Annotated in this window: 31 protein-coding genes, 1 rRNA gene and 1 pseudogene (1 of these 33 running past the window's edge); 3 read left to right on the top strand and 30 right to left on the bottom strand. The window is 44.9% G+C overall.

Annotated elements, in window-relative coordinates; genetic code table 11:
* A 16S ribosomal RNA gene (locus GNE05_RS00950) occupies positions 1 to 968 on the bottom strand (it extends 582 nt beyond the left edge of the window).
* A gap of 339 nt (positions 969 to 1,307) precedes the next feature.
* On the opposite strand from GNE05_RS00950, the gene pdaB reads away from it, so the two are divergent.
* Positions 1,308 to 2,072: a polysaccharide deacetylase family sporulation protein PdaB gene (gene pdaB / locus GNE05_RS00945; RefSeq protein WP_014416762.1), complete on the top strand. Its 765-nt coding sequence runs from the start codon at positions 1,308 to 1,310 to the stop codon at positions 2,070 to 2,072.
* On the opposite strand, the gene kbaA is transcribed toward pdaB, so the two are convergent.
* The gene (gene kbaA / locus GNE05_RS00940; protein WP_014416761.1) at positions 2,073 to 2,669 is read right to left on the bottom strand and encodes a KinB-signaling pathway activation protein; all 597 of its coding nucleotides are present in this window, start codon (positions 2,667 to 2,669) and stop codon (positions 2,073 to 2,075) included.
* Positions 2,670 to 2,776: 107 nt separating this feature from the next.
* Here kbaA and gerD point away from each other — a divergent pair, with 107 nt between their 5' ends.
* Positions 2,777 to 3,334 carry a spore germination lipoprotein GerD gene (gene gerD / locus GNE05_RS00935; RefSeq protein ID WP_014304224.1) on the top strand — a complete coding sequence of 186 codons (558 nt, stop codon included), beginning with the start codon at positions 2,777 to 2,779 and terminating at the stop codon, positions 3,332 to 3,334.
* Positions 3,335 to 3,366: 32 nt separating this feature from the next.
* On the opposite strand, the gene GNE05_RS00930 is transcribed toward gerD, so the two are convergent.
* The 3 genes from GNE05_RS00930 to GNE05_RS00920 form a co-directional block, all read right to left on the bottom strand.
* Positions 3,367 to 4,419: an Mrp/NBP35 family ATP-binding protein gene (locus GNE05_RS00930; protein WP_007410418.1), complete on the bottom strand. Its 1,053-nt coding sequence runs from the start codon at positions 4,417 to 4,419 to the stop codon at positions 3,367 to 3,369.
* 79 nt (positions 4,420 to 4,498) lie between these two features.
* Entirely contained in the window at positions 4,499 to 5,212 is a 714-nt protein-coding gene (gene cwlD / locus GNE05_RS00925) for an N-acetylmuramoyl-L-alanine amidase CwlD (RefSeq protein ID WP_007410417.1), read from the bottom strand.
* Positions 5,213 to 5,272: 60 nt separating this feature from the next.
* A complete protein-coding gene (locus GNE05_RS00920; RefSeq protein WP_007410416.1) occupies positions 5,273 to 5,716 on the bottom strand; it encodes a DUF2521 family protein in 444 nt (147 codons plus the stop codon).
* Positions 5,717 to 5,846: 130 nt separating this feature from the next.
* On the opposite strand from GNE05_RS00920, the gene GNE05_RS00915 reads away from it, so the two are divergent.
* The gene (locus GNE05_RS00915) at positions 5,847 to 6,320 is read left to right on the top strand and encodes a DinB family protein (protein WP_160182333.1); all 474 of its coding nucleotides are present in this window, start codon (positions 5,847 to 5,849) and stop codon (positions 6,318 to 6,320) included.
* A gap of 13 nt (positions 6,321 to 6,333) precedes the next feature.
* Here the strand turns inward: GNE05_RS00915 and GNE05_RS00910 are convergent, their stop codons facing one another.
* The 25 genes and pseudogenes from GNE05_RS00910 to rplE all read right to left on the bottom strand — a co-directional run bounded on the left by GNE05_RS00910 (position 6,334) and on the right by rplE (position 20,754).
* Complete coding sequence (locus GNE05_RS00910; protein ID WP_007410414.1) at positions 6,334 to 7,101, bottom strand: class I SAM-dependent methyltransferase; 768 nt, start codon at positions 7,099 to 7,101, stop codon at positions 6,334 to 6,336.
* Between the two features lie 137 nt (positions 7,102 to 7,238).
* Positions 7,239 to 7,631, bottom strand: a complete 393-nt coding sequence (gene rpsI, locus GNE05_RS00905) for a 30S ribosomal protein S9 (protein ID WP_003225846.1) — start codon at positions 7,629 to 7,631, stop codon at positions 7,239 to 7,241.
* Between the two features lie 20 nt (positions 7,632 to 7,651).
* The gene (rplM, locus tag GNE05_RS00900; RefSeq protein ID WP_003225844.1) at positions 7,652 to 8,089 is read right to left on the bottom strand and encodes a 50S ribosomal protein L13; all 438 of its coding nucleotides are present in this window, start codon (positions 8,087 to 8,089) and stop codon (positions 7,652 to 7,654) included.
* A 159-nt stretch (positions 8,090 to 8,248) separates the two neighbouring features.
* Complete coding sequence (truA, locus tag GNE05_RS00895) at positions 8,249 to 8,992, bottom strand: tRNA pseudouridine(38-40) synthase TruA (RefSeq protein ID WP_072176950.1); 744 nt, start codon at positions 8,990 to 8,992, stop codon at positions 8,249 to 8,251.
* 12 nt (positions 8,993 to 9,004) lie between these two features.
* Complete coding sequence (locus GNE05_RS00890) at positions 9,005 to 9,802, bottom strand: energy-coupling factor transporter transmembrane component T family protein (protein ID WP_014304219.1); 798 nt, start codon at positions 9,800 to 9,802, stop codon at positions 9,005 to 9,007.
* Positions 9,799 to 10,668 (bottom strand): energy-coupling factor ABC transporter ATP-binding protein, encoded by an 870-nt coding sequence (locus tag GNE05_RS00885; protein ID WP_029974329.1) that lies wholly within the window; start codon positions 10,666 to 10,668, stop codon positions 9,799 to 9,801. Before GNE05_RS00885 ends, GNE05_RS00890 begins: the two co-directional genes overlap by 4 nt.
* Positions 10,644 to 11,489 (bottom strand): energy-coupling factor ABC transporter ATP-binding protein, encoded by an 846-nt coding sequence (locus tag GNE05_RS00880; RefSeq protein WP_007615256.1) that lies wholly within the window; start codon positions 11,487 to 11,489, stop codon positions 10,644 to 10,646. Before GNE05_RS00880 ends, GNE05_RS00885 begins: the two co-directional genes overlap by 25 nt.
* A 131-nt stretch (positions 11,490 to 11,620) precedes the next feature.
* Complete coding sequence (rplQ, locus tag GNE05_RS00875; protein WP_003156550.1) at positions 11,621 to 11,983, bottom strand: 50S ribosomal protein L17; 363 nt, start codon at positions 11,981 to 11,983, stop codon at positions 11,621 to 11,623.
* Between the two features lie 77 nt (positions 11,984 to 12,060).
* On the bottom strand, positions 12,061 to 13,005 hold the full coding sequence (locus GNE05_RS00870) for a DNA-directed RNA polymerase subunit alpha (protein WP_003156549.1): 945 nt from the start codon (positions 13,003 to 13,005) through the stop codon (positions 12,061 to 12,063).
* A 176-nt stretch (positions 13,006 to 13,181) separates the two neighbouring features.
* Positions 13,182 to 13,577 (bottom strand): 30S ribosomal protein S11, encoded by a 396-nt coding sequence (gene rpsK, locus GNE05_RS00865; protein ID WP_007410409.1) that lies wholly within the window; start codon positions 13,575 to 13,577, stop codon positions 13,182 to 13,184.
* Between the two features lie 20 nt (positions 13,578 to 13,597).
* Positions 13,598 to 13,963 (bottom strand): 30S ribosomal protein S13, encoded by a 366-nt coding sequence (gene rpsM, locus GNE05_RS00860; protein WP_003156545.1) that lies wholly within the window; start codon positions 13,961 to 13,963, stop codon positions 13,598 to 13,600.
* Between the two features lie 22 nt (positions 13,964 to 13,985).
* On the bottom strand, positions 13,986 to 14,099 hold the full coding sequence (gene rpmJ, locus GNE05_RS00855; protein WP_003156543.1) for a 50S ribosomal protein L36: 114 nt from the start codon (positions 14,097 to 14,099) through the stop codon (positions 13,986 to 13,988).
* A 33-nt stretch (positions 14,100 to 14,132) separates the two neighbouring features.
* Positions 14,133 to 14,351 carry a translation initiation factor IF-1 gene (gene infA, locus GNE05_RS00850; RefSeq protein ID WP_003156508.1) on the bottom strand — a complete coding sequence of 73 codons (219 nt, stop codon included), beginning with the start codon at positions 14,349 to 14,351 and terminating at the stop codon, positions 14,133 to 14,135.
* Positions 14,329 to 14,563: pseudogene (locus GNE05_RS21100) on the bottom strand (KOW domain-containing RNA-binding protein); the annotation flags it as partial. The pseudogene GNE05_RS21100 and the gene infA, both read right to left, overlap by 23 nt.
* A 112-nt stretch (positions 14,564 to 14,675) precedes the next feature.
* Positions 14,676 to 15,422: a type I methionyl aminopeptidase gene (gene map / locus GNE05_RS00840; protein ID WP_007410408.1), complete on the bottom strand. Its 747-nt coding sequence runs from the start codon at positions 15,420 to 15,422 to the stop codon at positions 14,676 to 14,678.
* Positions 15,419 to 16,072, bottom strand: a complete 654-nt coding sequence (locus GNE05_RS00835; RefSeq protein ID WP_007410407.1) for an adenylate kinase — start codon at positions 16,070 to 16,072, stop codon at positions 15,419 to 15,421. The genes map and GNE05_RS00835 overlap by 4 nt, the downstream gene beginning before the upstream one ends.
* A gap of 51 nt (positions 16,073 to 16,123) precedes the next feature.
* On the bottom strand, positions 16,124 to 17,419 hold the full coding sequence (gene secY, locus GNE05_RS00830) for a preprotein translocase subunit SecY (RefSeq protein ID WP_007410406.1): 1,296 nt from the start codon (positions 17,417 to 17,419) through the stop codon (positions 16,124 to 16,126).
* A gap of 1 nt (position 17,420) precedes the next feature.
* Positions 17,421 to 17,861 carry a 50S ribosomal protein L15 gene (gene rplO, locus GNE05_RS00825; protein ID WP_003156499.1) on the bottom strand — a complete coding sequence of 147 codons (441 nt, stop codon included), beginning with the start codon at positions 17,859 to 17,861 and terminating at the stop codon, positions 17,421 to 17,423.
* A 30-nt stretch (positions 17,862 to 17,891) separates the two neighbouring features.
* The gene (rpmD, locus tag GNE05_RS00820) at positions 17,892 to 18,071 is read right to left on the bottom strand and encodes a 50S ribosomal protein L30 (RefSeq protein WP_003156497.1); all 180 of its coding nucleotides are present in this window, start codon (positions 18,069 to 18,071) and stop codon (positions 17,892 to 17,894) included.
* Positions 18,072 to 18,084: 13 nt separating this feature from the next.
* Positions 18,085 to 18,585, bottom strand: coding sequence for a 30S ribosomal protein S5 (rpsE, locus tag GNE05_RS00815; protein ID WP_003156493.1), 501 nt, complete (start codon positions 18,583 to 18,585; stop codon positions 18,085 to 18,087).
* A gap of 24 nt (positions 18,586 to 18,609) precedes the next feature.
* Positions 18,610 to 18,972: a 50S ribosomal protein L18 gene (gene rplR, locus GNE05_RS00810; RefSeq protein WP_003156492.1), complete on the bottom strand. Its 363-nt coding sequence runs from the start codon at positions 18,970 to 18,972 to the stop codon at positions 18,610 to 18,612.
* A gap of 34 nt (positions 18,973 to 19,006) precedes the next feature.
* A complete protein-coding gene (gene rplF, locus GNE05_RS00805; protein WP_003156490.1) occupies positions 19,007 to 19,546 on the bottom strand; it encodes a 50S ribosomal protein L6 in 540 nt (179 codons plus the stop codon).
* 30 nt (positions 19,547 to 19,576) lie between these two features.
* The gene (rpsH, locus tag GNE05_RS00800; RefSeq protein WP_003156489.1) at positions 19,577 to 19,975 is read right to left on the bottom strand and encodes a 30S ribosomal protein S8; all 399 of its coding nucleotides are present in this window, start codon (positions 19,973 to 19,975) and stop codon (positions 19,577 to 19,579) included.
* Between the two features lie 31 nt (positions 19,976 to 20,006).
* On the bottom strand, positions 20,007 to 20,192 hold the full coding sequence (rpsN, locus tag GNE05_RS00795; RefSeq protein ID WP_003156488.1) for a 30S ribosomal protein S14: 186 nt from the start codon (positions 20,190 to 20,192) through the stop codon (positions 20,007 to 20,009).
* A gap of 22 nt (positions 20,193 to 20,214) precedes the next feature.
* Complete coding sequence (gene rplE, locus GNE05_RS00790) at positions 20,215 to 20,754, bottom strand: 50S ribosomal protein L5 (RefSeq protein ID WP_003156487.1); 540 nt, start codon at positions 20,752 to 20,754, stop codon at positions 20,215 to 20,217.
* Positions 20,755 to 20,771: the final 17 nt, after the last annotated feature.

Here is a 20,771-nt window from a genome sequence, read left to right as displayed (position 1 = left end):
ATTAAACCACATGCTCCACCGCTTGTGCGGGCCCCCGTCAATTCCTTTGAGTTTCAGTCTTGCGACCGTACTCCCCAGGCGGAGTGCTTAATGCGTTAGCTGCAGCACTAAGGGGCGGAAACCCCCTAACACTTAGCACTCATCGTTTACGGCGTGGACTACCAGGGTATCTAATCCTGTTCGCTCCCCACGCTTTCGCTCCTCAGCGTCAGTTACAGACCAGAGAGTCGCCTTCGCCACTGGTGTTCCTCCACATCTCTACGCATTTCACCGCTACACGTGGAATTCCACTCTCCTCTTCTGCACTCAAGTTCCCCAGTTTCCAATGACCCTCCCCGGTTGAGCCGGGGGCTTTCACATCAGACTTAAGAAACCGCCTGCGAGCCCTTTACGCCCAATAATTCCGGACAACGCTTGCCACCTACGTATTACCGCGGCTGCTGGCACGTAGTTAGCCGTGGCTTTCTGGTTAGGTACCGTCAAGGTGCCGCCCTATTTGAACGGCACTTGTTCTTCCCTAACAACAGAGCTTTACGATCCGAAAACCTTCATCACTCACGCGGCGTTGCTCCGTCAGACTTTCGTCCATTGCGGAAGATTCCCTACTGCTGCCTCCCGTAGGAGTCTGGGCCGTGTCTCAGTCCCAGTGTGGCCGATCACCCTCTCAGGTCGGCTACGCATCGTTGCCTTGGTGAGCCGTTACCTCACCAACTAGCTAATGCGCCGCGGGTCCATCTGTAAGTGGTAGCCGAAGCCACCTTTTATGTCTGAACCATGCGGTTCAAACAAGCATCCGGTATTAGCCCCGGTTTCCCGGAGTTATCCCAGTCTTACAGGCAGGTTACCCACGTGTTACTCACCCGTCCGCCGCTAACATCAGGGAGCAAGCTCCCATCTGTCCGCTCGACTTGCATGTATTAGGCACGCCGCCAGCGTTCGTCCTGAGCCAGGATCAAACTCTCCGATAAAGTAGTTTGACTGACTACGCACATCGCTGTGCGATTTATTTAAAACTTTGAATTAACAGGTACGTTTTGTCTTGTTTAGTTTTCAAAGATCATTACCGCTTGTTGAAGCAACTTTATTATCTTACCACTCAGCTTCTTTTATGTCAACAACTTTTTTTAAGTTGTTTCCGAAGCTTTTTGTTGTTGTCTGCTGTTCATCAGCGACGTTTAATAATATACCATGCATTCGTTGAGTTTAGCAAGTGTTTTTTTCATTTTTTTAAAACGTATTTTGTTATATTCATCTCCGCCGCGGCATACGATGTAATCAAGCATGGACAAGATAAGGAGGCGTCATCAGTGAATCACTTCTACGTGTGGCACATCAGAAGGATAAAACAGCTGCTTATTATTATCATTGCCGCATTTGCAGCAGCCAGCTTTTTTTATATACAGAGAGCCGTCCCCCTTCCTGTATTTTTAACTGATAGCGGCCCGAAGGCTATTTCAAAAGGGGAGACGAAAGCGGGCGAAGTCGCATTAACATTCGATATCAGCTGGGGCGACGAAAAGGCGGTTCCTATTCTGAACGCGCTAAAAGCAAACGGTATTAAAAACGCCACTTTTTTTCTGTCAGCTTCTTGGGCGGAACGGCACCCGGACACAGTTGAACGTATGGTAAAAGACGGACATCAAATCGGCAGCATGGGATATGCGTATAAGAATTATACCAACCTAGAGGACAATGAAATAAAAAAAGATATCCTCCGGGCCCAGACTGCATTTAAAAAGCTGGGTGTGAAGAATGTTCATTTACTCCGCCCGCCGACCGGACAATTTAATAAAAAGGTTCTTACCATTGCACAGAAGTACCACTATTCAGTGGTTCATTACAGCGTTAACTCGCAGGATTGGACAAATCCCGGCCCTGATAAAATCATTGAAAATGTAAACAGTCATATAAAAGGCGGCGACATTGTCCTGCTGCACGCCTCTGATTCAGCAACACAGACTGAAGAAGCGCTCCCCGCCATTATTCACAATTTAAAGCAAAAAGGACTGAAAAACGTGACAGTCGGCGACCTGATCGCAAATACTGACGTCAAGTCATCAGAAGTGAAATAACTACCTCTGGGCAAACTTCGGCAGCATTAGCAGCTGAAACGCATTGCAGCCCATCAGCGGAATCAGCATTAAATAAAGCCAGTCCTCATTATTCACTCGTAGCGCGGGAACCCATTCAAGCGCTGTAATAACGACCATTAAAAATAATGATGAAACGAACGTATTTTTTGAGGACTGCTTTTGTTTTATATATGCCGTCAACAGGCCGACGGCAAGCAGAGCCAGCGGCAGCCAGACAAACCCCGCAATCGAGTCATCCCGCTCTCCGAAAAACAAAAATCTGACGTACATTAAATCAAAAGCGACAAACAGAATGATAAACAGCTGAAGCAGATTCCAAAGCGAGCTTGATCTGAGAATTTCAAGGGCAAACCGGTGCACCGTCAAAAAAACGAAGAATCCCATCTGGCTGATCACACTGAAAATCATGCCTACCCCGATAAACCAGATCAGAACGGAGAAAATCTGACCGGCATCAAAATTCAGGAAGAACCCCTTGTACTCCCCCCACTTCAGAGCAAATCCCACGACGCTTGTAATAAGAGCGCCCACAGCTAAAATCGAAAAGAAAAATCGAACAAGCCCGCGGCTTTTCATCTCTTATTCATCCCCCTGACAATCGCGTTCAGCGATATTTTGTTATGTATAAATCCATTCCGATGAATCATATTAAAAATAAGTACAAGTAAGGAAGGAGCTTATGCATGTCAAAAGCCAAAACGCTATTGATAAGCTGTTTTATTGTATTATCTGTAACAGCTTGTGCTCCAAAAGACCAAGCAGCGGATATGGATTATGACCAGACTAAAAAAATGGTTGTTGATATATTAAAGACAGATGATGGAAAAAAAGCAATTAAGGAAATATTAAATGATGATGCGATGAATGAGGCATTGGTGATTGATCAAAATGCCATTAAAGGCACAATAGAGAAAACCCTCACCTCTAAAAAAGGGGCGGAGTTCTGGAAAACCATCTTTGAAGACTCAAAGTTCGCCGAGAGCTTTGCAAAAACTCTTCAGCCCGAGCATGAAAAAATCATAAAAAAACTGATGAAGGACCCTGATTATCAGAAAAGTTTTATGCAGATCATGCAGGACCCCGGCATGGATAAAAAATACTATGAGCTGGTGAAAAGCCAAAAGTTCCGCAGTTACTTAGAAGATGTAATTACAGAGACACTTTCCAGCCCGCTTTTCAAAAAGCAATTCGAGGATGAATTGAAAAAAGCGGCTTCAAGCTCTGAAAAAGAAAGCCAATAAAAGGCCGGGCCGTGTTGATCCCGGCCCCTTTTTTATTCAGCTGTTTTTTCAATGACTTTCTGGGCGATCCCCATATAAATTTCCCCGATCGGATGACTTCTGTCATAGACAGAAGGCGCAAACTGGTCCTTGTCCCAATCAGGCTGTTTTAAAGGAATTCTGCCAAGCAGCGGCACCTGCAATTCCTCTGCAAGCTTATCTCCCCCGCCTTGACCGAACACATATTCTCTCTCGCCGGTTTTTGCACTTTCATAGTAAGCCATATTTTCAATGACCCCTACAACTTCATGATCGGTCTTAATCGCCATAGAACCCGCTCTCGCCGCTACAAATGCGGCTGTAGGGTGCGGCGTTGATACGATAATCTCTTTGCAGCTCGGAAGCATTGTGTGTACATCGAGCGCCACATCACCCGTGCCGGGCGGCAGATCAAGAACGATATAGTCAACCTCTCCCCAGTCAACTTCATGGAAGAAGTTATTCAGCATCTTGCCCAGCATCGGCCCTCTCCACACAACCGGAGCGTTTTCTTCGACGAAAAAGCCCATCGACATAACCTTTACTCCAAATCTTTCGACAGGAAGCAGTTTTTCTCCTTCTACTGTCGGGCGAACTGTAATACCCATCATGTCCGGCACGCTGAATCCGTATATATCCGCGTCGATCAAGCCGACTTTTTTTCCGAGCCGCGCAAGAGAAATGGCCAGGTTGACGGAAACCGTTGATTTGCCGACACCGCCTTTTCCGCTTGCCACCGCAAGAAAGACCGGCGGGTGTTTCCTATTCAGCAGGGTTTCGCTTTCAGCAGCCGGCCGGCTGAATTTCGCCAATGTTTCTTCCGGCAGCTCTTCAAACCGCAGTCCGACAGTTTCCGCACCCGCTTCTTTCAAAACGGATACGATTTCCTGCTGAATACCCATCTGTTCAGCCGTCCCCGTTTTTGCCAATGCAATTTTTACACTGACATGCCGTTTTTCCGGCTTGATCTTTACTTCTTTAATGGCATCCAATTCTCCCAGCGGTCTATGAAGAAAAGGTTCGCGCATGTTTCCGACTATATTTCTTACTTCATCTTCTCTTATCATCGAACCCTCACCCTTTGTGTATTCGTTTACAAATGGTATTATACCATATATTAAACATAGAATCGGCGAAAAACCCTCCTTACTCGGGAGGGTCTCCTTTCTCTGTGAAGTATCTCAATACGCCCTTATACACGGAAGAAGCGATTTTGTCCTGATATTTGGGCTGTCCGAGCCTTTTCGCTTCCGCGGGATTGGACAGAAATCCGATTTCCACCAGCGCGCCCGGTTTGGTTACATTCTGCATTAAGTAAATGCCGTGTATCCGTTTCGCCTTTCTCGTTGTATTCTCCAAATTGATTCTCAATTCGTCCTGTATATATTTTGCCACTTTTTCATTTTCTTCGTATTTTCCATAGTAGAAGCTTTGGGCGCCGCTCCATCTCGGTGACGGTATGGCGTTCAGATGAATGCTGATATAAAGCTCCGCCTCTGAACGGTTGATGATTTCCACGCGCTTTCTCAGATCTTCCGCTTTGCGTCTGCTGTAGCCTTTCGTCCCTTCAGGAGCTAAATCAGTATCCGTCTCCCGCGTCATAATGACCAAAGCTCCCTGCTCCTGCAAATAGTCTCTTACCCTGGAGGCCACTTCGAGAGTAATGTCCTTTTCAAGGTGACTGCCTCCCGTGGCGCCTCCGTCCGGCCCGCCGTGTCCCGGATCGAGATAGATGATTTTTCCGCTCAGCGGCAGACTCCACGGCCGCCAGGAATCATCATTATGGAATTGAAACCGGAATAAACACAATAATATGATAAAGCCAAGTAAAAAACCGAGCCATTTCAGCTTTTTTGTCATACCTTTCCCTCCCGCTTGTCCCCGTTATTAATAAGTATGGGACAAGGGAAGAAATTATGATTACCTCATACGGAGCTTACATTGTTTTTCTCTTTGCAGAAATCCTTCCGTCCACCAGCTGTTGATAAACCGGCAGGACGCTTCATAGATTTCTTTTTGTTCAACGGAAGAATATTGCTCATGCGTCCAATTGCAAAGATATTCAAAAAAATCGACCGTCAGTTCTTCCTCTTCTTCAGCCGAACGGGCGTTTGCCCTCTGCAAAGACTCACCATAATAGCCAAAGACGCCGAACCGGCCGCCTAATAAATACGCTTCAATTGCAAAATCTATGCATCCTTCACTCAGAATGCCGTTTTCGTCTTGAAGAAAGGGAAACAAAGGGGTAAGACATGCTTTTACGGACTGAATGATCTGCGTCAGTGACAGCTCCTTTAGTAAACTCTTCTCAAGCTCAAAATCCTTCTGCCGTTTCACGTCTGAAAAAGATAATACTTCTGCCATTGCCAGCCACGCTCCTTTTTACTGTTATTTTGAAAGGAAAAGGGAAAAAGCATGCTTTGTTGATAGTGGAAATCCTCCCAAATGAAGGAGTTTTATGTTAACTGGAAGAAGAAAGAGCTGAGGTGACGTTATGAAAAAGCTGTTTCAATACAATTGGACGGTGCGTGACGAGTGGTTTAGGATATGTGAAAAGCTGAGCCGGGAGGAACTGACGAAAACCCGGACGGGCGGAATGGAGAGCATCTTGCGGACTTTATTTCATATCATTGATGTCGAGATCAGCTGGGCTCGTGCCATTTTAGGTAAAGATGATGTTTTACCTGCTGAGTCTGACTATACGAGCATTCAGGATCTCAGAAAGCTGTCTGAACAGTATCGGGAGGATGTCATTCATGCGGTCTCCCGCAAAGGACCGGATCTTGTTAAGCCGGACTGGATGGACCAAACCTTTCCTAAAGAAGATATTCTCCGCCACATCCTTGCGCATGAGATTCACCATATGGGACAACTGTCGGTTTGGGCCAGAGAAATTGGAATAGAACCGGTTTCGGCTCATGTGATCAGCCGTCCGCAGGAAAAAGCCGCAAAAAAACAGCACCTCTGACGGGATGCCGTTTTTATATTTTAATGCTTCTTGTTACGGAGTATGTATTAATGTATTCATCCAGCACGAGGCCGCCTTTGTCCTCGTAAAAACCGGCAACCATAAAGCCTGCGTCAATCTGACCTTTAATTTGATCCTCCAGCGTATGGCCGAATTCAAGCGCTTCATGATTATCAATAAGTTCCTTTACCTTTTTCTTACTCAGATCTTTTTCATCCGAAAACGGAATGGAATACTTTACTTTTAGGACGCCTTCCTGCTCTAAATCCATATCAAATAAGAACACGACGGGATTTACAAAACCGGAGACTAAAGACCCGCCTTTTTTCAATACGCGATGAGCTTCTTTCCATACCGGAAGAACCGTATCAACAAAGCAATTCGATACCGGGTGCACGATAAAATCAAATGACTCATCATCAAAACAGCTCAGATCATTCATGCTGCCTTTGACAGTCCGAAGCGTAAGATCGTCCCGCTCGGCAACCATTCTGTCTTGCGCAAGCTGTTTTTCCGAATTGTCAAAGATGGTGACATCCGCTCCTGCAGCAGCCAGGACCGGGCCTTGCTGTCCTCCTCCTGAAGCGAGACAAAGAACCTTCAGACCGTCTATGGGCGGAAACCAATCCGCCGGCACATCTTTTCCGGGGGTCATCCTGATGCTCCAATTGCCTTTTTTCGCTTCACCAATCGTATGAGAATCAACCGCAACCGTCCATTCATTGCCTGTTTCGACTTTTTTATCCCATGCCTTGCTGTTATGTATGACTAACTTATTCATTATAACTGCGCTCCTTATTGGTAATGAATAGAGTATAACAAACAATTCTAGAAAAACATCGGATAACCTCTTGAATATGAGAAAAAAATACAAAAAAACCACAACCAAGAAGTTGTGGTTTTTGCAATCCAAAACGATTAACGTTTTGAGAACTGAGGTGCACGACGAGCGCCTTTAAGACCGTATTTTTTACGTTCTTTCATACGAGCGTCACGAGTCAGAAGACCAGCACGTTTAAGTGTTGCACGGTATTCTGGATCTGCTTCAAGCAAAGCACGAGCGATACCATGACGGATTGCTCCAGCTTGACCAGATAAGCCGCCTCCATGTACGTTTACTAAAACATCATAAGTACCAGCTGTTTCAGTTAAAGTTAATGGTTGTTTGATATCTTCGATTAGAGCCGGAGATGGAATGTGCTCGCTGATTTCACGATTATTAACGACGATACGACCTTCTCCTGGAACTAAGCGCACACGCGCTACAGAACTTTTACGACGGCCAGTACCGTAATATTGAACCTGTGCCAAATTGGTAACCTCCTTTTTAATTAACCGCGAAGTTCGTAAACTTCAGGTTTTTGTGCTTCATGTGGATGCTCAGAACCACGGTATACGTTCAATTTTTTGAACATTTGACGACCTAGAGAACCTTTTGGAAGCATGCCTTTGATAGCAAGCTCAAGCATTTTCTCAGGGTAGTTTGTACGCATTTCAAGAGCAGTTCTTGATTTTAATCCGCCTGGATGTTGAGTGTGACGGTAGTAGATTTTATCAGTTAACTTTTTACCAGTTAACTCGATTTTTTCAGCGTTGATGATGATCACATGATCTCCAGTATCAACGTGCGGTGTGTAAGTCGGTTTGTGTTTTCCGCGAAGGATAGATGCAACTTCTGTAGAAAGACGTCCTAAAGTCTTGCCTGCTGCATCAACAACTAACCACTTGCGTTCAATAGTACTTGCGTTAGCCATAGGTGTTGTACGCATTGAATTTCCCTCCTAAATGATCTGTCATTTTCAATAATCTTCGATTACGTTCTATTTCACAACACAATAAGTTCCGGGGCTTATCGTGGGGTTGAAATACATACCATATGATATCTTATAACTTTATGCAGACTCTGTCAAGAAAATGTTACACCTGGTTTAGTTGTCATAGCAAACGCTCCATAAATACAGCCCGTGCCCCGGTGCGGTGCGCCCTGCGGCTTCGCGATCTTTCGCTTCGAGCATTGCTTTTACATCATCGGGAGAAAATTTTCCAGCTCCTGTATCCAATAACGTTCCGGCAATGATTCTGACCATATTATAGAGAAAACCGTTTCCGGTGATCCGCATCTGCAGGCCGTCCCCGGTCTCAGTCCAATCCAGCTCGTAAATCGTTCTGACCTTATCCTGAACCGCGGTATCAGCCGCGCAAAAGCTTGTGAAATCATGTGTCCCGATGAGGTGCTTTGAAGCTTCCCTCATTTTCTGCACATTAAGCGGATATGCAAAATGGTAAGCGTAATGTCGTTTAAATACGTCCGGGTGTTTCTCCGTATATACAATGTAGCGATATTCCTTTTGGACCGCGCTAAATCGTGCATGGAACCCATCATCCGCAATCTCTGCTGTTTTGACGGCAATATCATCAGGCAGCAGGGCATTGAGCGCAAACGGCCATTTCTCAGCCGGGATGGACAGCGGCGTATCAAAATGAATAACCTGCCCGGCAGCATGAACATCGCTGTCCGTGCGGCCGGATGAGTACACAGGCACTCTGCCGTCCGTTTTATGGATGACGGCCAGCGCTTTTTCCAATTCACTTTGAACGGTCCGCTTTCCAGGCTGAACCTGATATCCGTTAAATAAATGCCCGTCATAAGCAATGGTACATTTCACTCTCATTCAGCAGCACCTCTAACTTCTTAAGAAAAACAATAACACGGCTAATACGATGATGAGCAGAATAGCTCCGGTATCCTTTCCGGTCCAGACGAGCTTTCTGTATTTCGTTCTCCCCTCACCGCCCTGGTAGCCTCTCGCCTCCATAGCGACCGCGAGCTCTTCCGCGCGTTTAAAGGCGCTGACAAACAGCGGGACAAGCAGCGGAACAACCGCTTTGATTCTGTCTTTCACCGGGCCGCTTGTAAAGTCCGCACCCCTCGCCATTTGCGCCTTCATGATTTTATCTGTCTCTTCCATCAATGTCGGGATAAATCGCAACGATATCGACATCATCAATGCGAGTTCGTGTACGGGCAGCTTCACCTTTTTAAAAGGATTCAGGAGCTGCTCCATTCCATCCGTTATTTCAATCGGCGTTGTTGTCAGCGTCAGCAGCGTCGTCATAAAGATAAGGTAAACGAAACGGAGGGAGATAAAAATCCCCTGTATAAGTCCGCCCTCATACACTTTAAACCAGCCAAGCTGAAAAATGACAGATCCTTCATGCGTCATGAAAATGTGTAATAAAAAGGTAAACGCCACAATCCAGATAATCGGCTTAAGCCCCTTCAGCAAAAAGCTGAACGGCACTCGTGTTAAGGCAATCACCCCGAATGTAAACAAACCGAGCAAAGCGTACGTCTGTACGTTGTTTGCCAAAAAAACGATACATACAAAAAGAAAGATGCTGACAAGTTTTGTTCGCGGGTCCAATCGGTGAATAAGCGATGATCCGGGAACATACTTTCCGATAATCATGCTGTCCATCATTGGTCCTTTTCCTCCTGAAAGAAAGCCTTAATTTCACTGGCGGCATCCTGCAGGGTCAGCATGGGTTTCTCATACTTGACTCCGAGAGCCTTCTCAAGCCGTCTCTGAAACTTTACCGATTCAGGAAGATCCAGTCCCATTTCGGCCATCTCTTCACCTTTTACAAACAAGTCACGCGGACTCCCCGTCGCTTTAATGGTTCCTTTGTGCATGACGATCATTTCGTCAGCATAGCGGGCGGCGTCCTCCATGCTGTGGGTGACGAGAATGGTAGTCAGGTTTCCCCGCTGATGAAGCGCATAGAACATGTCCATAATGTCCTGGCGCCCTCTCGGATCAAGACCGGCCGTCGGTTCATCCAAAACCAGCACTTCCGGCTCCATCGCGAGAACGCCGGCAATCGCCACTCTGCGCATCTGGCCGCCGCTGAGCTCAAATGGTGAACGATCCAAAATGTCTTCCGGAAGGCCCACAAGCCCCAGCATTTCTTTTGCTTTCCGTTCAGCGTCTTCTTTCTTTACACCGAAATTCATCGGTCCGAATGCGATGTCCTTCAGCACAGTCTCTTCAAACAGCTGATGTTCGGGAAATTGGAAAACAATTCCGACTTTTTTTCGCAAAGTCTTAAGGTCTTTATTCTTTTTACCGGCTGCCAGAATCGTGCTCCCGAGTTCAAGCTGTCCTTTAGTCGGTTTCAGCAAACCGTTTAAATGCTGCAGGAGCGTCGATTTGCCCGACCCTGTATGCCCGATGACGGCAACGTAGCTGCCCTCTTTTATCACGGCATTGATATCATACAGAGCCAACCGTTCAAACGGTGTTTTCATTTGATAGCGGTGTTCTACATCTTTGATTTTAATGTCCACAGCTCATTCACCAGCCCTTCCTGAGTCAGATGGTTTTTCGTTAAAGCCAGTCCGCTTTCTTTCAAAAGCAGGCTGAGCTGGAATGAGAAAGGCAAATCAAGACCGATGCGAACCAAGTCTTCGTTTAATTTAAAAATCTCTTCAGGCGTGCCCTCTGCATATTTCCTGCCGCCGTTCATCACAATGATCCTGTCCGCCCTTGCGGCTTCTTCCAGGTCATGTGTTATCGAAATGACGGTGGCCATGCCCTGATCTTTTAAGCGTCTGACAGTATCAAGGACTTCTTCTCTCCCAATCGGGTCAAGCATGGATGTCGCTTCATCCAAAATCATAATATCAGGACGCGCGGCAATAATTCCCGCGATCGCCACTCTTTGTTTTTGACCTCCGGAGAGATGGTGCGGCTCTTGATCAAGAAAATCCTGCATATTGACTTGTGTGACAGCCCAATCTACTCTCTCAATCATTTCTTCGCGCGGAACACCATTGTTTTCTAAACCAAAAGCCACATCATCGCGAACAGTCGTTCCGACAAATTGGTTATCGGGATTCTGAAAGACCATCCCTATTTTTTTTCGCACATCCCACACGGTATCCTCAGTCAGCTTGATGCCGCCGACTTCAATTTCTCCGGCCTCAGGCAAAATCAGCCCGTTCAACGCTCTGGCCAAAGTCGACTTCCCTGAACCGTTGTGGCCTACGATAGCAAGCCATTCTCCTTCGTATACCTCCAGACTCACACCGTCCAGCGCCGGTCTTTCTGCATCTTTGCGGTATCGGAATAGAATGTCTTTTACGGATATAAGCTGTTTTTGATCCACGGGCGCCTGACCTCCTCTCAGCTATAGCTCTGCTTGTCTGTCTCATGATAAAAAGTTCTGATATCTAAAAAAAGGGCATAGATCCAGTTAGAAACTGTCCCGCCCTTCTTTAGATACACAAAAATATGTGATTAAACCAATTCGATGATTGCCATTGGTGCACCGTCACCACGGCGAGGACCAAGCTTCATAATACGTGTGTATCCGCCTTGGCGCTCCTCGTAACGAGTTGCAATGTCAGAGAATAATTTTTGAAGTGCATCTTGGTTATTTTCTTCATTAGCAACCTCGTTGCGAATGTATGCAGCAGCTTGACGACGAGCATGCAAGTCACCGCGCTTACCAAGAGTGATCATCTTTTCAACAACAGAGCGAAGTTCTTTCGCACGTGTTTCAGTTGTTTCAATTCTTTCGTTGATGATCAAATCTGTTGTAAGATCACGAAGCATAGCTTTACGCTGTGAACTCGTACGTCCTAGTTTTCTGTATGACATGTGATGTCCCCTCCTTTAATGGAATGCTGTTTCTAAATAAAAAACACACGAAAATCCTAGTTCACATGGAAACTAGATCAATCGTCTTTGCGAAGGCCGAGTCCAAGTTCTTCTAGTTTCGCTTTCACTTCTTCAAGCGATTTGCGTCCCAGGTTGCGAACTTTCATCATATCTTCTTCCGTCTTGTTCGCAAGTTCTTGAACCGTGTTAATGCCCGCACGCTTCAAGCAGTTGTAAGAACGGACAGAAAGGTCAAGTTCCTCAATCGTCATTTCAAGAACTTTTTCTTTTTGGTCCTCTTCTTTTTCAACCATGATTTCAGCATGCTGAGCTTCGTCAGTTAAACCGACGAATATATTAAGGTGTTCAGTTAAAATCTTTGAACCGAGAGCAATTGCTTCCTTCGGTCCAGTGCTTCCGTCAGTCCAAACATCAAGTGTAAGTTTGTCATAGTTTGCAACCTGGCCTACACGAGTGTTTTCTACCTGATAAGATAAACGAGAAACTGGCGTAAAGATTGAATCGATCGGAATCACGCCGATAGGCTGATCGTCTCTTTTGTTCGAATCAGCAGGTGTATACCCACGTCCTCTTTGTGCAGTAAGGCGAACTCGGAAACTCGCATTCTCACCAAGAGTCGCGATATGAAGATCCGGATTAAGGATTTCAACATCGCTGTCGTGTGTAATATCAGCTGCTGTGACAGTTCCTTCGCCCTGTACATCAATTTCAAGCGTCTTCTCTTCATCAGAGTAGATTTTCAATGCAAGCTTTTTAATGTGCAAGATTATCGTTGTAACATCTTCCACAACGCCTTCGATTGTCGAGAATTCGTGCAGTACACCATCTATCTGGATCGATGTTACAGCGGCACCAGGGAGTGAGGATAAGAGGATACGACGTAAGGAGTTACCCAGAGTTGTACCATATCCACGCTCAAGCGGCTCTACGACAAACTTACCAAATTTGGCATCGTCGCTGATTTCAACCGTTTCGATTTTTGGTTTTTCAATCTCGATCATTACTTAAAACCCTCCTTCAAAACGTCGAAACCTCGAATAGAATCATATGAGATTCCATCCGAAATTCCCCATTGTTTAGTCCCGTATGTGCTCAGGCAACGAGTCGGTGCATTCGTTTCATAAATAACTGTATCATAACCCATTATTGACAGGGACACAAAATCTATACAAACAAATTACACGCGGCGACGTTTTGGTGGACGGCATCCATTATGAGGAACAGGAGTTACGTCTCTGATAGCTGTAACTTCAAGTCCGGCAGCTTGTAAAGCACGGATTGCAGCTTCACGGCCAGAACCTGGTCCTTTAACAGTTACTTCAAGAGTTTTAAGTCCGTGTTCGATTGAACCTTTAGCAGCTGTTTCAGCAGCCATTTGCGCAGCAAAAGGAGTAGATTTACGAGAACCTCTGAATCCTAGAGCTCCGGCACTAGACCAAGAAAGAGCATTACCATGAGTATCAGTGATCGTAACGATCGTGTTGTTGAAAGTTGAACGAATATGAGCGATTCCTGACTCAATATTCTTTTTCACGCGACGTTTACGCGTGTTTTGTTTACGAGCAGCAGCCATTGTTTAGGTACCTCCCTTACTTATTTTTTCTTGTTAGCTACAGTACGACGCGGACCTTTACGAGTACGCGCATTGTTTTTAGAGTTTTGTCCGCGAACAGGCAAACCTCTGCGATGGCGGATTCCGCGGTAGCTTCCGATTTCGATCAGACGCTTGATGTTAAGAGAAACTTCACGGCGAAGGTCACCTTCTACTTTCAGTTTGTCAATAACATCACGGATTTTACCAAGTTCTTCTTCAGTAAGATCACGCACACGAGTATCTTCAGAAACACCAGCCTCTTTCAAGACTTGCTGAGCCGTTGTGCGGCCAATTCCGAAGACATATGTTAAAGAAATAACAACACGTTTGTCACGTGGGATATCTACACCAGCAATACGAGCCATTCTCTGGGCACCTCCTTATTAATTATCCTTGTTTTTGTTTATGCTTTGGATTTTCACAGATCACCATTACTTTTCCTTTTCTGCGAATAACTTTACATTTCTCGCAGATTGGTTTAACTGATGGTCTCACTTTCATGTGTTTCCAACCTCCTTCAGTTTCCGGAGTGCTTTATTTGTAACGGTACGTAATCCTGCCACGAGTTAAGTCATATGGAGATAATTCTACCGTAACTTTGTCTCCAGGTAAAATGCGAATGAAGTGCATGCGGATTTTACCAGATACGTGAGCCAAAACCGTATGGCCATTTTCGAGTTCAACTTTGAACATCGCGTTTGGCAGTGTTTCGACAATCGTACCTTCCACTTCAATTACATCGTCTTTCGCCATTCAAGTGTTCTCCCTTCTTCAAATCAGTAACTTGCTCTCTGACAAATTTCAAAAGAGAAAATCTCAGTTATCCGTTTGTCACACGCCCTGTTTCGTTTATACTGTTCTGAACTTCCGGAGATACGCAATCATAAAGGGTGAATGATTGATATTCTTTTTCTAAGGAGAATGAAATGTACGCTTTTCTCCGTCTGCTTTAGTACACGATGATGAATCTTCATTCCGATGACAGCAGCTAGCCGTTTTTTCTTCCGACCAAATGTAAACCTACAATCTGCCCAGGTGCGGAATGAAAAACATATGTCATGGAATTCATTTCATCATCTAGACTTTTGTCAGTATATCAAAACCCGTTTCCGTAATCGCAATCGTATGTTCAAAATGAGCACACTTTTTCCCATCTACCGTTACAACCGTCCAGTTATCAGCCAATGTTTTCACATATCGGCTGCCAGCGTTAACCATCGGTTCTATAGCGAGAACCATACCAGGCTTCAGCCTAGGTCCTTTGTTTGGCGGACCGTAATGAGGAATTTGCGGATCCTCATGCAAGTCTTGACCAACACCATGTCCGACATACTCCCTAACAACTGAAAACTGCTCATTTTCGACATACGTTTGTATTGCGTGGGAAATATTCGACAAACGTTCACCTGGTTTTGCTTCCTTCAAGCCTTTATATAAAGACTCCTCTGTCACTTCCAGCAGTCGTTTATCATCATCACTGATGTTTCCTACCGGATATGTCCAAGCAGAGTCACCATGATAACCATTTAATTTAGCACCGATATCAATGCTGATAATGTCACCGTCACGCAAAACCCTTTTACCGGGAATTCCGTGAACGAGTTCTTCATTAACTGATACACAAATGCTCCCGCGAAACCCATTATACCCCTTAAAAGATGGGATTGCACCCTGCTTCTCAATAAAACGTTCGGCAATTTGATCCAATTCTTTTGTCGAGATTCCTGGTTTAATGTGCTTTTTCATCTCTTCATGAGTCAAAGCCACGATTCGCCCTGCTTCCCGCATGATGCCAAGCTCACGAGGGGTCTTACAGATAATCATTTGCTCAATCCTCCAAGAAGCTCTTTCACATCTTTGTACACGTCGTTAATGTCCTGCTGGCCATTGACGTTGACAAGATACCCTTTCTCAGAATAAAAATCGAGTAAAGGCTGAGTCTGCTTCATGTTGACCTCAAGCCGTTTTGAGACGGTTTCCTCATTATCATCTGCCCGTTGATAAAGGTCTCCTCCGTCTTTATCACAAACACCCGGCGTTTTCGGCGGATTGAAAACCAAATGATAGGTTGTGCCGCAAACACTGCAAATTCTGCGTCCAGTCAAACGTTCCATTAAAGAGTCTTTGTCTACTTTAATGTTAATGACATAATCAATCGGCTTGCCGTATTCCTCAAGAATGTTTTCAAGAGCTTCAGCCTGAGCGACTGTTCGCGGAAATCCGTCCAGAAGAAAACCTCTTTCACAATCATCTTTGCCGAGTCTTTCTTTGACAATGCCGATTGTGACTTCGTCCGGTACGAGCTCGCCTTTATCAATATAAGACTTTGCTTCGAGTCCGAGTGGTGTTTCTTCTTTCATAGCAGCACGGAACATATCTCCCGTTGAGATATGAGGTATCCCATAATCCTCAACAATTCGTTCTCCCTGTGTGCCTTTACCGGCTCCAGGAAGTCCCATTAAGACTAAGTTCATTCGGATTTCCCCCGTCCTCTCTTATTTAGAGGAATGGTTAAAACCAGTCCTCTAATTTTTCATAAATCCTCGGTAATTACGTTTCACTAACTGGCTCTCCAGCTGCTTCATTGTCTCCAAGGCTACCCCGACGACAATTAACAATGATGTTCCGCCAATCTGTGCACTTTGAGGCAATCCAGCGAATTGAATGAAAAAGATAGGAAGAATGGAAATCACGGCTAAGAATATAGAACCCACAAACGTAAGTCGATACAAAATGCTCGTAATTCTATCTTGAGTCATTTTCCCTGGACGAACCCCCGGGATATAGCCACCCTGTTTTTTAAGGTTATCAGCCATTTGTTCAGGGTTTACCTGCACAAAAGCATAGAAGTACGTAAAGGCGATAATTAATGCGACATAAACCGCCATGCCCACCGGATGTGTATTGTCAAAGTTGGCTTGAATCCACTTTGTCACATCGTTTTCTCCGAAAAATGACGCGATAGTACGCGGCGTAATAAGAAACGCAACCGCAAAGATTACCGGAATAACCCCTGCCGGATTCACTTTAAGCGGAAGGTGAGTTGACTGGCCTCCGCCAACAGGTGAACGACCTTGCCCTTTTGCATATTGAATCGCGATTTTGCGTACGGCCTGCTGAATGAAAATAACACCAACAATAACGGCCAAAATCGCAATCACCAGTAAGGCGATTTTTACAATATGAATAAACAGCTGATCGCTGCTGCCGACAAATTGAGTCTCATAAATCTGCCCAACAGTTTTCGGAATACTAGCCACAATCCCCGCGAAGATGATGATCGAAATTCCGTTACCTACTCCATTGGAAGTAATTTGTTCTCCCAGCCACATTAAAAAAGCAGTTCCTCCAGTGAGTACTAAAGCAATAATCAGATATGTCGATATGCCGGATTTTTCAATCAGCATACCGTTTGCCAGGTTATTAAACCCGTAAGACATACCTAATGCCTGGATAAAACCAAGCACAATCGTAAAATATCTCGTGAACTGAGCTAATTTACGGCGGCCGACTTCACCTTGCTTAGACCACTCGGTAAACTTCGGCACAACATCCATCTGCAGCAGCTGAATGATGATTGAAGCAGTGATGTAAGGCGTAATTCCCATCGCAAAAATGGAGAACTGATAAAGCGCACCGCCGCCAAATGTATTAAGGAGATCAAAAACCCCCATCGAACTTTGTGTCTGCAACGCCTGAGCATTTACATATGGCACAGGGATAAACGCACCTATGCGAAAGACGATAAGCATGAGTAATGTAAAAATGATTTTATTCCGAATATCACTCACACGCATAAAGTTGGAGATTGTCTTAAACAAGTTAGATCACCTCAGCTGTACCGCCAGCAGCTTCAACAGCTTCTTTCGCAGAAGCAGAGAATTTATTGGCTTTTACAGTTAATTTTTTCTCTAATTTACCGTTGCCAAGAATCTTTACTCCTGCATTAAGTTTGCTAATAACACCAGTCTCAAGAAGAAGTTCAGGAGTGACTTCCGTTCCTTCCGCAAAACCGTTCAATTTGTCTACGTTCACAATAGCGTATTCCTTACGGTTGATGTTTGTAAAACCGCGTTTAGGAAGACGTTGGAATAAAGGCATTTGTCCCCCCTCGAATCCAGGGCGTACACCGCCGCCAGAACGAGCGTTTTGACCTTTGTGACCTTTACCAGCTGTTTTACCGTTACCAGAACCAATACCACGACCTACGCGATTGCGTACTTTACGTGAACCTTCTGAAGGCTTTAATTCATGAAGTTTCATTAGGACACCTCCTTAGCCTATAATTTATTTTTATTGTTCTTTAACAGAAACTAGATGAGATACTTTATTAATCATACCGCGGATCGCAGCGTTATCTTCATGAACAACAGTTTGGTTTGTTTTCTTTAAACCAAGTGTTCTTACAGTAACGCGCTGATCTTCCGGGCGACCGATTACACTGCGTTTGAGGGTGATTTCTAATTTAGCCATTAATGTTCCCTCCTTATCCTAACAGTTCTTCTACAGATTTTCCACGAAGCTTCGCAACCTCTTCGGCACGTTTAAGCTCACTTAAACCTTGAAGTGTTGCACGGATCATGTTGATCGGTGTGTTAGAACCTAAAGACTTAGAAAGGATATCAGCAACGCCAGCAAGCTCAAGTACCGCACGTACAGGGCCTCCAGCGATAACTCCAGTACCTTCAGAAGCAGGTTTCAACAAGATATTGCCTGCACCGAAACGTCCGATGATTTCGTGTGGAATCGTAGTTCCAACCATTGGTACTTCAATCAAATTCTTTTTCGCATCTTCAACAGCTTTGCGGATTGCTTCAGGTACTTCTTGTGCTTTACCAGTACCGAAACCTACGTGACCGTTTTTGTCACCGACAACGACTAGAGCTGCGAAACGGAAACGACGACCACCTTTAACAACTTTCGCTACGCGGTTAACCGTAACTAAGCGTTCTTCTAACTCTAATTTGCTTGGGTCAATACGACGCATAATCATGTGTCCCTCCTTTTTTTATTAAAATTTCAGTCCGGCTTCACGAGCTGCATCGGCCAGAGCTTTTACACGTCCATGGTATAAGTATCCGCCGCGGTCAAATACTACGTCAGAAACACCTTTCTCAGAAGCGCGTTTCGCAACGAGTTCACCGACTTTAGCAGCAGCAGCGCTGTCACCAGTGCTTTCCACGTTCAAATCTTTATCGAGAGTAGAGGCACTAGCAAGTGTAACGCCATTTACATCATCGATGATTTGAGCATAAATGTGTTTGTTTGAACGGAACACATTCAGACGAGGTCTTTCAGCTGTGCCTGAAAGTTTAGCACGAACACGGGCATGTCTTTTTTGACGAGCAGCATTTTTGCTAGTTTTCGTAATCATCCTTAGGTCACTCCTTTCTTCACTTTAAGCGGTCTTACTTAGCAGATTTACCTTCTTTACGGCGAACAACTTCACCTTCGTAGCGGATTCCTTTACCTTTGTAAGGCTCTGGAGAACGTACAGCGCGGATGTTAGCAGCGATAGCTCCTACACGCTCTTTGTCTGTACCTTTTACAACTACTTTAGTTTGAGAAGGAACTTCGATTTCGATGCCCTCTTCAGGAACGATCTCAACAGGGTGAGAGTATCCAACGTTTAAAACAAGTTTGTTTCCGGATTTAGCCGCACGATAACCGACACCGACTAATTCCAAACCTCTTTCAAATCCTTTAGATACGCCTTCAACCATGTTTCCAAGCAGACTGCGAGTCGTACCATGCAGCGCACGGTGCTCTTTGTGATCAGAAGGACGAGTAACTGTAAGCACGTTGTCCTCAATTTTGATTTCCATATCAGGATGGAAAGTACGAGTTAATTCTCCTTTTGGTCCTTTTACAGCTACAGTGTTGCCTTCGTTCAGCGTTACTGTAACTCCAGAAGGGATCTCAAGCAGTTTTTTACCTACACGAGACATACTAAAACACCTCCATTCTTGTTAAACTTCTTACCAAACGTATGCTAGTACTTCTCCACCAGCTTGTTTTGCACGGGCTTCTTTGTCCGTTAAAACACCTTGTGATGTAGAAATAATCGCGATTCCAAGACCGTTAAGTACGCGAGGTACTTCATTTGATTTAGCGTATACACGCAAACCTGGTTTGCTGATTCTTTTAAGACCAGTGATAACGCGCTCGTTGTTTTGTCCGTATTTCAAGAAAACGCGGATGATACCTTGTTTGCTGTCTTCTACGAACTCAACGTCACGAATGAAACCTTCACGCTTTAAAATGTCAGCAATTTCTCTTTTCAATTTAGAAGCAGGAATTTCAAGCTTCTCATGACGTACCATGTTTGCATTGCGAATACGAGTCAGCATATCTGCAATTGGATCTGTCATAACCATTATATAATTACCTCCTTCCCATTCTTGGGGATTACCAGCTGGCTTTTTTCACGCCAGGAATTTGTCCTTTATATGCAAGCTCACGGAAACAAATACGGCAAAGTTTAAATTTACGAATGACTGAGTGCGGACGTCCGCAGCGTTCACAGCGAGTGTACTCTTGCACTTTAAACTTTGGTGTACGTTGTTGTTTCGCAATCATTGACTTTTTAGCCACGATTTCGCCTCCCTTTCATTGATTATTTCTGGAACGGCATACCTACTTGAGTTAATAGCTCACGAGCCTCTTCGTCAGAGTTAGCAGTCGTTACGATAACGATGTCCATTCCGCGAACCTTTGTTACTTTATCGTAGTCAATTTCAGGGAAGATTAACTGTTCTTTAATACCAAGAGTGTAGTTTCCGCGACCGTCGAAAGATTTCTTAGAAATTCCGCGGAAGTCACGTACACGCGGTAAAGATACAGAAATAAGTTTATCAAGGAAATCATACATGCGCTCTCCGCGAAGAGTTACTTTCGCACCGATAGGCATTCCCTCACGAAGACGGAATCCAGCAATTGATTTCTTCGCACGAGTAACGACAGGTTTTTGACCTGCGATAAACGTTAATTCTTCAACAGCACTGTCGATTGCTTTCGCGTTTTGAACAGCATCACCAACACCCATGTTGATTACGATTTTTTCGATTTTTGGCACCTGCATAACAGAGTCGTAGTTGAACTTCGTCATTAAAGCAGGTGAAATTTCTTTATTGTACTTTTCTTTAAGGCGGTTCATGAGATAGACCTCCCTTC

The sequence above is a fragment of the Bacillus sp. AM1(2019) genome, from assembly GCF_009906915.1.
In the GTDB taxonomy this organism is placed as follows: Bacteria; Bacillota; Bacilli; order Bacillales; family Bacillaceae; genus Bacillus; species Bacillus velezensis.
This window is presented reverse-complemented; position numbering and strand designations above follow the sequence as displayed.